Here is an 11,761-nt window from a genome sequence, read left to right as displayed (position 1 = left end):
CAATTGAACGGCAAGGGGTCCATTGAGGTTGTATCGCCAAAGGAATTTATCGCTGGCGGAACGGGACTCAGCATATACGTTGGCTGCCGGGGGAAGTCTCCCGTTGGTAGCCGCGAAACCGCAGCGCGGGCTAAGAAACGCATCGGCGGCACTCGTAATTACAACGTCATCATCGACAACTGCCACCAATTCGCCGCCTCATGCATCAGCGGAGAACCGGATAGGCAAATCAATTTCCTCTGGATGCTAAAGCACGAGTGTGAAACGAGGCTGGGCGTCGACAACTGGCGAGTTTGGAACGTCCCAAGCATCTATCGATAATCGCGTCCGCCAAAACTTACGCCCACACCCGATACGGCGTGCCCGGCTCCGGCGCGACGACAATGCTGCCCAGTGTTGCCGCCTCGCCGGCGGTCAGCGGGCGTTCCAGCCGCAAGTTCACGTGCCACCCGGGCACGGCCGTCGGCGGCGTGATCACGTTGCCATCGGCATCCCACGTGCCGCCCTCGTAGATCGTGCCGATGGTCGAGAGGTTGACGCCCTCGGCGGGCATACGCACCGGCTCGCCGTCCTCGGTGTATTCGACCGTCAGGCCGGCGGCCAGCAGCGCCGCGCGCGTGGTGTCGCGGTCGGGGCCGCGCAGGTAGTAGTCATGGAACATAGTCACCTCACGCGGAAAGAGTTTGCAGTTCGGCGTTCGTCTTGCGCACCGGGATGTAATCCAAACGTTGAAGACAGGAGTTAAAAGCCTCAGATCCTGCAGCATGGTTTGTCCCGCCGAGTCGGAGCATGGACATTCCTGATGCAAGTCCAAGTGTCGAACCCATCGTAACCGCCCCGCCGTTGACAGAGACGGCGAAATCATTCGCCTTATACGCCATGGCGATCTTCGCCGCAGAGCCGGAAGCAGGGAGTGCCCCGGCATTAATAGTCAATGGCACGTTGCTGACTGCCGACATGATGCGCAATCCACCGGAGAGCACGTAGGCAATGAATCGGTTCGCGATCGTCCCATCGTTCACATTGAAAATGCCTTGCGCGGTGCTCGCCGCCTGCGGAACAATGAACTTCGATATGAACGTGCCTTCAGTCTGGTTGTAGGCGATCTTGCTCAGGTCGGTGATGGTCGCGTTGTCGGCGGCGCGAGTCGCCTGGGCCGCGGTGGTCTGGATGTAGCTACTCGCAGCGGCCCCCACCTCCAACTGGTAGCCAGTAACGCGGAAGCCGCGCGCTGATTGGGTTGTGTACTTGGCGACCCCGAAGTTCATGCCCGCGCCAGTACCTACGGTGTATGGCGTGGAGACTCGATAGATGCCACCACCACAGTTCACCGACACGACACCAGACGACGCGATGACCCCGTTGCAGACCATAGAGAAGTCACCGGTATTACTGGTGGTCCCGATCACGGGTCCGTTGCCGTCATCCATGAGCACGAAGTAGGAGAGGCAATACTGTACTGACGACGTGGTGGTCGCGGTCTTGTACGCGTACGCGGTAGCGCCGGGCGCTCCAGGAAACTGGATGGATTTGGAGAAGTACGATGCGATAGGGCTAACAGCATCCGACACACCGCTCGACAATCCCAACTGAGCGACAGTGCCGTCTGAGTTGGTAAATAGATTCGTTCTCGCTTCCTCCACCAGCAGCCCTCTCGCCGCCAGCGTGATCGGATCATAGTCCAGCCGCGGCACGTTGGCCGCCGCCTGCACGAGCACGCCGCCGGTGCTATAACTCCATCCGGCCGACGCCCGCGCGAAGGTGACGATGTCACCAAAATTCTTGCTCACCAGCATAGCTATGCCTTCCCTTTGAATACGCCGACGATTCCGTATGGCCACGTCGGGTCATCGACCCATGCGCGGTACGTGTTGGCGGCGAAATCGAGTTGCGCTGTCGGCTCATTCGTTGCCGTGAAGTCCAGCAGCAGCGTTCCCTTTGACAGGTCGTCAGCGTCGTATCTGCCGCGCCGGAGGCCTGTGACGGAAAGTCCCAGTCCGAGCCTCATGCGCCTACCGGCTTCACCGGCCAGTTGATGGTGCGGGGAAAGCCGGCTTGGGCGGTGACCGCGCGAAGCGCCTTGCGGTACTGGCTCATGGCCTTCAGCTGGACCAGTTCCTCGGCCGTGATCTCTTCGAGCACCTGCGCGTCCATCAGCGGCGCGATCAGCCGGTCGGCCTCAGCCAGCAACGCATCACGCTTCGCACGCGCGGCAGCAGCGAGCTGCTCGGTCTCCAGCGCCACGTCCAACGTCCATTCCTCGTCGACCCACTTGTGCGCTGACGACGGGCGCGGCTCGTCGGTCAGGAACGCGGGCAGATCTCCCAGGCCGGAGTACTCGGCGCCCAGCACGAACGGCGATCCGTCGGCGATGCGGAAGAGCGGCTCGGCCCGATAGTCGGGCGCAAGCGTCCAGGCTCCGTCCGGCCAGTTCTGCGGTGGGCGCCGGTCGGCGCCCAGGTACAGCGCGACGCCGCGCGCGCCGGCGGCCGGCGGCGCGGTGGGCGTGGCGTAGCCCGGCACGATGGGATCCTCGGGCTTGAGCGGGTTTTCGTCGGCCTGCCCGTCGCCAAGGTACTCGCCGGAAATCGGGTGATAGTTATGGATGTCCATGCTGATCCTCAATATTTGATGACGGCCAGCAGCGCGACGTTACGGGGTCGCGTTTCTCCGCCGGTAATCGTGGCGCCGTCCGTGTTCGTGTTCACGACGGTGATGTTCGAGCCACCGGCCCCGAGCCCGTACACGCCGTATTGGATCGTGTGGTAGTGAGCGCGCTCACCCTGCGCCTGTGCACTGCCGAACACCCGAGCGGAGTCGACGCCGCGGCTATCGTCCCAACCGCGCGGGAACTCGCCCCGCAGCTCGGGAAGATTGAACGTCGTCGATCCATCCCCAGCGCCGAAGGTGGTGCCGATCTCCGCATACAAGTCCGCATACGTCGTGCGCGAGACTGCCGCGCCATTGCACTTCAGGTAGCCCGATGGCGCCGCGCTCTTGCCGTGATAAAAGATTGCGCCGGGCAGGATGTGGCCAAAGTTCGGCACACCCAGCAGCCCGATAGTCACCCATGCGGTATTGGCACCATTCCGCATCCGGAGCAGGCCCGCCCCCGTGTCAGCCCAGAACTGATACGCATAGGTCGTGGTCGGCGCTACGGAGCCGGACTGGTTTTCCGCAATCGCCTTCAGTGCGGCGTTCAGGTCCGCGCGAAAAAGCGCCCCCGTCTGGTTGTCGAGAACCAGGTCGTGTTGAGACATGCTTACCTCTCTGAGTTAATAGGCTTTGGCATCCCAGTCGAACCGCCTGGAGACTGGCGTGCCCGCGCTAGTGAAGAAGTTGACGGTGAAGCCCGCTTCGGACTTGCTGGTGATGGTGAAGTAGTCGCCCTGCACGCCGTTCTGCGCGGTGATGCCAAGGGACGGCACGATCCGGAACGGCTTGCTGAATACGATCGCGTGCGGCCCAGCTGCTGAAATCACGTCATGCTGATGCTCGATGCGGTCCGGCATGTCGACGCCAACCGTCAGGCCTGTGACAGCCACGTTGTGCGTAGACGACTGGCTTTCCAGAATCACTTTCCACTGGAACGCCCGGGCCTCGTAGTCGCCCATGGAGAAGCGCTGCCACTCGGACCAGATCGGCGACCCGCCCGGGTCGTCGGACGTGGTCCGCACATACAGCGAGACCGCGGTATCGTTGATGCGATTCCCATCCACGGATCCCCATGTGTCGATCAGGTCCAGCCGTGAGTCGATCTGATCATCCGTATCGAAGGACACCGAATCGATGGTGGCCGTAAGCCGGGATTTCTCGACAACACCGAGATCCAGCGATCCCGCGAACGTATAGGTGCCGCTGTCCGCGATACCCCCCAGCGAGTCGATCAGCCCCCACCCCCCGTTTCCGACTACGTCGTCGATCAGGCCAAGCCCATCAATCACGGGTTGCGTGTCCCACAGCCCGCTGGCGTCAATCAGCCCCTGATCGTCGATAAGCCCGAGCCCGACCAACTTGATGCCATTCGCCGCCGGGTCGAATACCACCCCGCTCTTCGCCCCCGAGAACGCCGGGTGCTCCGCGATGGTCGCCACCACGTTCAAGTCAAGCAGCGACGGCGCGGTGGTGATCACAGCAGCCGCTGTCGGCGACTCATGACCGGTGGAATCGATCCACTTGGCGAGATAGACCCCTTCCAGCAGGGGCAGTTGCGCAGAGTTCGCCGCGCCGGAGATGTAGCCACCAATGTCGATCGCGCTGGCCCAACTCGTCTGCACCAGGTCCGTGGTGTGCCGGATCCGCGCCTGCCCCCCGTTGCGGACGTCCAGGTTGGGCGCCACGTCCCACGTCAGATTGGCAAAACCGTTCAGCACAGTCAGCGACAAGCCGGTCAGATCCGCCGGCGGTGCCAGCTTGCCGACTACCGTATGCACTGGCGAGTACGCCCAATCCTTGCTGCGTACGCCGATCGCCGAGACCAGCCGGCCTCGCACCTGGTATGGCATGCCGTCCTCGACCGGCGAAAGGTAAGTACTGGTGGTATCCGCCGTCAGCGGGGCCAGCATCGTCCAGTCGGCTTGGTCTGCGCGCTTGTACTGCAACTCGATGCGGCCGGACTGCGCCAGCGACGCCTCCTGCACAGCCGGCCACGACACCAGGATGCGCGACGTCACCACACCGCTCTGGCTGACGATCAACTGTTCCTCGCCCGAATCCATGCGGATCTGACCGAGGTTCTCCACGAGAAACGGGTTCGGCAGGTTGGTATCCGGCGCTGGGTCGACCGTCGTGGCGTTACCCATGTTCCAGTCATAGACTGCCGCAGCTTCCTCGTTCAGCACCAGGTCGATGCCGCCGTCGGCGCTCATCTTCCAGGACATCACCCGGAAGACCTTGTTGGCCCAGCCGAACTTCGCGAGCGTCAGCTTGACTGTGCTGTAGGCCGTGAGCTGGAAGGCTGTCAACTTGGCCGGGAACTCGACCACGATCCCCTGACGAGATCGCTCCAGGATGATCTTCGCCAGCCGCTGGGCCGCGACGCTGTCGGTGGTGTATGGCAGCTCGATGTCGCGATCGATCACCTCGCCGTCTTGCGCCGAATACAACGAATTGCCCACAGCCGGGAAGTCGCCCGGCTGCCAGTATTTCGACGGGTCCACGAAGGTTCCCTTGACCCGATTGAAGAGGTCCTTGCGCGAGATGCGCGGCTGCACCTTGATCGAGCCGCGCAGGTCCGATTCCGTCAGCGTGACCGTCGGGATGTCGTATGCGCCAGCGAACACACGGAACACCCCGCCGGAAATCACCACCGCGCCAGCGCCCGCCGTCGTCATCTCGGTCAGGTTGTCGCGCGGAGACTTGTCGCTCATCACAATGCCATCGCAGCGGTACCGTAACTGGTACCCGCCGGCGACCGCCACGCTCTCGTTGCTGACGCCAACTGCGGTGATCACCGATGCCACATCGATGTCTGCATCCGTGCAGCCAAAGCCACGCTCGTCCCGCAAGTAGTCGTAGACGCATAACGCCCAGTTATTCGACCAGGACACCGTGCCATCCCGCGGGTCCAGCACGCGCTTGCCGCGCACTACGGCCTTAATGTTCGGCAAACCATTGGGGAACATGTCGGCGTCATACTCCAGCCGCACATAGAGGTAGCAGACCCCAAGAAGGCGATGGTGATAGGTCCAACCGGGCACCTCGTTCACCAGGTCGCTATCGGCATCCTGATTGGTCGCACCGAGATGCTTCTTGATCCGGACATAGGCCCTCGATCGCAGCGCCTCAAATGTGATCGAGATACCCGTTGCACCGTCCGGTAGACCGCGCACGGTCACGACGTCGCTGCCCTGGCTCCACGACACGTCATTGACCGTGTACTGGTTCTCGTACTCCCCATTCGATACCCCAACCACGACCGACGATATGCTGCGGACTGCCTCCCCGACTGACACCGTCATCGATGTCGCATGAGGATCAACGGGGAAGCCCTTGGTTCTCGATTCCCCCCAAGACTTACTGAACTTGCCGCCTGTTGCGTAGCCGAACCCGTCCAGACCGCCAACAGCGTCCTCGCCGAGATACACCTCCTCGATGGCATCGCACTCGTGGTCGGCCAGCGCGATCACCAGGTGCATGAACTGGTTGGCCTTGTCGCTTCCGTTGGTGCTGGCCGCGAACACGAGCGGGCCGGACGTCATTGCCCGGCCATAGATCATGTTGCGTGGCTGGACGTTGGAGCGGACTACCTGTGTGCGGCCTTGGGCCTCGGCGCTGAAGCTGTTGTTTGTGCGCGGCTTGAAAATTGCGCCCATCAGGGCACCGGTGATAGCTGTGAAGGCCAGCGTAACGACAGCGGATAGCGCGTAGTAGGCAAGCGTACCGGCGGCAATCTCTAGGGCGGCGGCAATCGCAGGAATAATCGCGACGGGCATATCACACTTTCCATGCGGCTTTCGCCGCAGTCATCGGGATGAACTCGAGGCCAGCCTGGCATTGAGCTGCTATCAGCCCCCCCAGGCAAAGCGCGAGCGCTTCGCCGCTCGGCGTATCAATCAGCGACACATCGCCTCGCCCAGCGAGCGCAGGCGGCATCGCCGGGCCCAGCACCATCGTCGCAATGCCGTCCACGCCGCCGTTGTCACGCAGCACGCGGCGAGCACCCTTCTCCGTCGTGTAGAGACCGCGCCAGCGCACGCCCGGATCCGAGCCCGTCATCGCCTCGATCGCATCGCAGACGAAAAGGCAGCAGTCGCTCTCACCCCATGAAAAAGCCCGCTCGCGGCGGGCTTCGATGAACTCTGCAAGGCGCGTTGGCCAGTCCTCTAATCTCTGCACTATCTCCCCCACTGCAAAGTTTTCTCCACCATCTGAGGCGTGAACTCGAAGCCCCGGTCGCCCGGGTATCGACTCTGCTGGTCCTCGTTGTTGTAGCGACGCACCTTTGCTCGATCCCATGTGACCATGCGCGACTCCGCAGAGACGGTGATAGTGGCGGTGTCGCCCACTTCGATGCTTGGTACGTCCATACGCCCGGAGAACAGGCGGCTGGGCTGCACCGCCACCTGCAGGTCCTCACGCAGCGGTGCGAACCAGATCTGGCATGGCCTGCYCTGGTACTGCTCGGCCAGCATTATTGCCACGTACTCGGACGGCACGCCGGACAGCGTCAAGCGCACCCCTGTGGCCTCCAGGCTTGCCTGCTCCTGAATCGGCTCAATGTTCCCCAGCGCGCCGATGCCAAGCCACGTCGAGCCATTCCAATCGATGTTGTAGCCAGCGCTGCACACCCTCAGCGGCTGGGAGAAGTCGAGCTGCACGAAGAACAGATACGGAACGTGCCCGCCAGTGACCGCGGCGACTGTCCCGCCATCGAGCGCGCGCGTCATAGGGGCACCTCGATGAAGTCAACGGAAAATGCCTCATGCCGCCAAGCCGGCGTGCTGACGAACTCCCAGACGTCGCTGGCCAGCCGCATGAATGCCTTCGGCTTGTCCAGCGTGACGACGGCCAGGTTAGCCGGCGCCACACGGAATGGCGGCGCGACCGGAATCGACGCCAGCCCCGCGGCGTCGCTGGTCACATCAGCCGTCACCATCTTCAGCTCACCGCCGGCCTCGATGTACTCGCCCGCGCGCAGCACCAGCGTGCTCGCCGGCCAGTACTTCGTCGGGAGCACCTTGAAGTCGGTGATCGTGCCATTCACGACCGGGTTGCCAACCCCCTGATAGCTCTGATTGAGGAAGTCGAGCACCATCGTCGCATCCACCGGCACGGCCGCGATATCGGCGATGGGCGCGTCGTGCGGCCAAAGGTAGATCCGACCGGCCATGCCGTTCAGCGCAGACAGCAACGCCTTCAGGCGTCGCTGCTGCTGCAGGCTCATGGTAGTGAAGGTCAGGCGCGCCTTCCACAGCGCGCCCGGCCGCTCCACGGTCTGCGTGGCCCGGTTCAGCGGGGAGGTGAAGCTCTCCGTGTTGGACTGCAGGCCAAACATGGCGCTGGACGGCAGGATGTCCGTCGGGAAGGTCAATGTTGGCATGGTTACCCACGTTTCGGCGAGAACGTGCCGCCACGATTGATGCTGTCCAGGATCTGGGCCTTCGTCTGCTGCTGGCTCTGCTGGATGGCAGCGATCACGTCGGCTCGGTCCGTACGGCTGTCGATGTTGTAGGTGTTGTGGAACTCGATCACCGGCGCCACCGGCTGCTGCACACCCTGATTTGCAAGCACATGATTAGGAACGACATTTCCGGAAGATGTAGGTACGACGACCTCCGGGCCCTGCTCGCCGACTAGATACGGCAAGCCCGCCTGCACGTCGCCGCCGCCAGCCCGGGTCGCGAAGATGCCCGAGGCTCCCGAGGTGTCCACCGTCGGCGAATAGCCGGCTCCGCCAAGGTTGAACCCACCCCATGCGCCACCGGCAGCATCGGGCGCACCCGCGCCAACACCTGAAAACAGACTACCCACGAGACTCACCCCCATTTGCGCCAATCCGGACACCGCGGCGCGCGCCTGGATCCGGATCAGGTCCGAGATCACCGATTTGGCGAAGTCGCTGAAATTCAGCTTCCCGGTCATGGCGAAGCTCACCAGCGCGTCTTCCATCGACGAGAATGCCCGCGAGAACAAGCTCTCGACCTGGCCGGCGACGTTGGCCGCCGAATCCCGGTAGTTCTCCCACGCACGCGACGCGCCGATAGTCCAGTCAGCCTGCATATCCAGGCGCTGCTGGAAATACCCGCGCTCGCGATCGAGCTGCGCCTGCATGGCGGCGTCCAGCTCCGCCAACGAGTCCTTGTACTGCTGGGTGTCCAGCAAGCCGGACTTCGAAGCACGTTTAGTCAGGATCTCGCGCTGGCGCCGGAACTCGTCTTCCGTGCGGGCAAGGATCTGGTTCAGTTCCCTGGCGTTGTCGCCCATGCCCAGGCTGCCAAGCTCACGGCCAGCCTCCCTGTCACGAGAAGCCGTATAGGCGCCGACGTTGAGCATCACCTCCTGGCGAGCGTCGTCCAGCTTCTTGTAGACCTCGCTCAACGCCTTGGCGCGCTCCTTTTCGCTGTTGCCGAGCTTTTCCTCGATCTCCTGGATCTTGGCTGCGTAGCGCTCGCGTTCGGCGATCTGCTTGCGGCCAGCCGCCACGTCGGCCTGCATCTCGGCGATCACCTGCTCGTCGATCAGCCCGCGCTGCTTGGCGTCGAAGCTCTTTTCGATGTACTCGCGCTCGGACAACAGGCCTTGGTTGCGCTGGGTCTCCAAGTCCAGCAACTCGCCCTTCAGGATAGCTTCGCGCTGCTTGGCCATGCCCTCCAACTGGGCGATCTCCCCGCCCATGACGTTCTGCTGATAGGCGGCCGCCTTGCTGGCGCCAGCCGCACCGGCCTTGTTGAACTTGTCCCAAACTTCCTGCTTGCGCGCGGCGACCACCCCCAGCGCCTTGTTGTAAAGGTCGCTGCCCTTCTCGATGCCCGCGGTGGCGGCCTTGAAGCCGTCGTCGATCTCCTTCAGGTCCTTGTCGCGGTTCTCAGCCTTCGTGAGGTTCTTGCCATCGGTCAGGAACTTCCGTGCGCGCGCCTCGGCCTCGTCGCGCTTGCGCTGATCCATGCCCAGGCCCATCACGTCGGACAGGTTCGGCGTGTTGACGACCTTCTGCTGCGCCGCAACCGCTTCGGCCTCGGCCATCCGCTTTTGCAGCTGCTGCAGGTTGTAGGCTTTCTGCCCGCGCTGGAACACGTCCAGGCTCGGGTCTTTCAGTTCCGCGGACAACTGGTCCCGCTGCTGCTGCATGCCCTTCAAGGACTGGGGGTCATACCCGAACGCATTGACCGGATTGAGGAACCGGCCCGCCGCGCCGGCACCCGCACCGAGCTGCCCCCAAAAGCCAGCCCCTTCCGACTTGGCGCGCCGGATCGACCCCGCCACATCGTTCATGGCGTCCGTCAGGATGCTCAACTGCCCGGCGGCGGCCTGGCCAAGCCCGGAATCTGCAACCGTGCGTTTCAGGTCCGTCCAGGCGCTGTCGATGCGGCCGAGCGCGGCCTGTGTGCTGTTGGCGGCCTCCTCGACTGAGCCGGCCAGTTCCTTGCGCAGCTGGGCCGCGAACTTCGGCAGGAAGTCCGACGAGATCACCTCGCCTTGCTCGAGCATCTTGCTCAGTTCGGCCGTGGTCACGCCCATGGCCCGCGCGGCGGTCTGGAATGCGCCCGGCAGGCGCTCGCCAAGCTGGCCGCGCAGCTCTTCGGACTGCACCGTGCCCTTGCTGATCATCTGGCTGATGGCCAGCAGCGCCCCTTCGGACTCGGCTGCCGACAGGTGCATCACCGCGGACGCCTCGCTGATCGCCAGGAAGATGTCGCGCGCGCCCTTCCCTTCCAGCGTGGTCTCGCGCGCAGCTGCCGAGAGCTTCACGAATGAATTCGCCGCGACGGTGAGGTCCAGGCCGAGCCGGTTGGCCTCGTCGCGCAGGAATGACAGGTCGCGCGCGCCGGCGCTGGCGTCGCCACCGTTGGAGAACTTCAGGCCAACGGTGATCTTGTCCACCTGAGCCTGGAGCTCAGCCATGGACCGAATCGAATCGTAGACCCCCTCCGGGATCTCCATGAGGCCGTCCAACAGCCCACGCACCGACTGCGTGACGGCGTTCACCGCGGTTGCGCCAATCGCGAAGTCCTTGAACGAGTCGGTGAAGGACCGGGACTGCTTGCCCAGATCGTCCATCGACTGGCTCGCCTGGCGCGCCGACTGGTCGTAACGCTCCAACGAGGCTCGCGCACCGTCGGCGGCAGAGCCAGTACTGCCGATGCCTTCGGATGCCTTGCCGCCACTGGCGCCGACCTTGTCCATGGCATCGGCTGTGCGCCCCGCAGACTGCGTGGCGCGATTGAGCGCATCTTCCCCCCGCTTCAGCCCGGAGGTATCCATCGCAATGCCGAGCGAGGCAATATCCATCTCTTACACCTTGTTGCGTTTGCTTGCGGCGGCCAGCACCACCAAGTCGAGTCGGCGGATAGCGCTGATCTGCCAGCGCGCCGGCTCCTCGCCGATCATAGTGAAGAACGCCTGAATATCTGGGTACGTGATGGGGGACAGGCCCATTCCGGCCTGCCGAGTGGCGTTCAGCTCCATGAACCATTCCCAGAGCTGGTACCCGGCTGGCGGTAGCTCGGGACCATCCAGCCCGTCCGGCCGGCGCCCGGTCTGCCGCGCGACTGATTCGAGGTTCTGCCTGACGGTCGAGCCATCAGGCATGCGCTCATCCAGCGCCGCCTGATGCTCTGCATACTCGACAATCTCGGCCGTCAGACCTTCAAAAAATTTCCCGACTCAGCGGCAGCCGTGTAGACCTGCGCGCGAACCTCCGGGTTGACGGTGTAGAGCAGCCGCGCGTTGTCCGGAGAGAAGGTTTCGTCCAGGCCGCGCCAGCCGATCGTGCGCAGCACCGCGCCCTCGATGGCCATTGCCTCTTCGTCCTCGATCGAGTCGGGCAAGAGGTTCTCGCCCTTCTTCGCGGCAACATAGGCGCGCTCGCGGCGCTCGTTGAGCCGCTTACGGTTGACCGCCTTGACCGTGTCGGAATGCTCGCCCCGCACACTGATGAAGACGCCCAGGCCAACGCCGGACGAGTCCTTGACTTCGAATTCAAAGCCCGTCTCGCTGGCTTTCACCAGGTTGAGGGATGCGATCGAGCGCGTCGGCGCTGCCTTGTTCTGTTCCATATGCCTTGCTCCAAAAAGATGCGGGCCGACATCGTTGCCGGCCC

General features: G+C 63.5%; 12 protein-coding genes. 1 reads left to right on the top strand and 11 read right to left on the bottom strand.

Features of this window, described 5'->3' with window-relative positions; genetic code table 11:
• Positions 1–321, top strand: a 321-nt coding sequence (locus tag AC1DKD_RS08405) for a lecithin retinol acyltransferase family protein (RefSeq protein WP_477143173.1), incomplete at its 5' end; no start/stop codon positions are given.
• Positions 322–337: 16 nt separating this feature from the next.
• On the opposite strand, the gene AC1DKD_RS08400 is transcribed toward AC1DKD_RS08405, so the two are convergent.
• The 11 genes from AC1DKD_RS08400 to AC1DKD_RS08350 form a co-directional block, all read right to left on the bottom strand.
• On the bottom strand, positions 338–667 hold the full coding sequence (locus tag AC1DKD_RS08400) for a hypothetical protein (RefSeq protein WP_477110964.1): 330 nt from the start codon (positions 665–667) through the stop codon (positions 338–340).
• Position 668: 1 nt separating this feature from the next.
• Positions 669–1,796, bottom strand: a complete 1,128-nt coding sequence (locus tag AC1DKD_RS08395; protein ID WP_477110965.1) for a phage head spike fiber domain-containing protein — start codon at positions 1,794–1,796, stop codon at positions 669–671.
• A gap of 208 nt (positions 1,797–2,004) precedes the next feature.
• Positions 2,005–2,613, bottom strand: coding sequence for a tail fiber assembly protein (locus AC1DKD_RS08390; protein WP_477110966.1), 609 nt, complete (start codon positions 2,611–2,613; stop codon positions 2,005–2,007).
• An 8-nt stretch (positions 2,614–2,621) separates the two neighbouring features.
• The gene (locus AC1DKD_RS08385) at positions 2,622–3,260 is read right to left on the bottom strand and encodes a phage tail protein (RefSeq protein WP_477110967.1); all 639 of its coding nucleotides are present in this window, start codon (positions 3,258–3,260) and stop codon (positions 2,622–2,624) included.
• 15 nt (positions 3,261–3,275) lie between these two features.
• The gene (locus AC1DKD_RS08380) at positions 3,276–6,434 is read right to left on the bottom strand and encodes a phage tail protein (RefSeq protein WP_477110968.1); all 3,159 of its coding nucleotides are present in this window, start codon (positions 6,432–6,434) and stop codon (positions 3,276–3,278) included.
• Between the two features lies 1 nt (position 6,435).
• Entirely contained in the window at positions 6,436–6,837 is a 402-nt protein-coding gene (locus AC1DKD_RS08375; protein ID WP_477110969.1) for a DUF6950 family protein, read from the bottom strand.
• On the bottom strand, positions 6,837–7,388 hold the full coding sequence (locus AC1DKD_RS08370) for a hypothetical protein (RefSeq protein WP_477143172.1): 552 nt from the start codon (positions 7,386–7,388) through the stop codon (positions 6,837–6,839). Before AC1DKD_RS08370 ends, AC1DKD_RS08375 begins: the two co-directional genes overlap by 1 nt.
• Positions 7,385–8,041 carry a hypothetical protein gene (locus tag AC1DKD_RS08365; protein WP_477110971.1) on the bottom strand — a complete coding sequence of 219 codons (657 nt, stop codon included), beginning with the start codon at positions 8,039–8,041 and terminating at the stop codon, positions 7,385–7,387. Before AC1DKD_RS08365 ends, AC1DKD_RS08370 begins: the two co-directional genes overlap by 4 nt.
• A gap of 2 nt (positions 8,042–8,043) precedes the next feature.
• Complete coding sequence (locus tag AC1DKD_RS08360) at positions 8,044–10,950, bottom strand: phage tail tape measure protein (RefSeq protein ID WP_477110972.1); 2,907 nt, start codon at positions 10,948–10,950, stop codon at positions 8,044–8,046.
• 3 nt (positions 10,951–10,953) lie between these two features.
• The gene (locus tag AC1DKD_RS08355) at positions 10,954–11,250 is read right to left on the bottom strand and encodes a phage tail assembly chaperone (RefSeq protein WP_477110973.1); all 297 of its coding nucleotides are present in this window, start codon (positions 11,248–11,250) and stop codon (positions 10,954–10,956) included.
• 50 nt (positions 11,251–11,300) lie between these two features.
• Positions 11,301–11,717 carry a hypothetical protein gene (locus AC1DKD_RS08350; RefSeq protein ID WP_477110974.1) on the bottom strand — a complete coding sequence of 139 codons (417 nt, stop codon included), beginning with the start codon at positions 11,715–11,717 and terminating at the stop codon, positions 11,301–11,303.
• Positions 11,718–11,761 lie beyond the last annotated feature (44 nt).

The organism is Cupriavidus sp. 05T313 (assembly GCF_056396665.1).
This window is presented reverse-complemented; position numbering and strand designations above follow the sequence as displayed.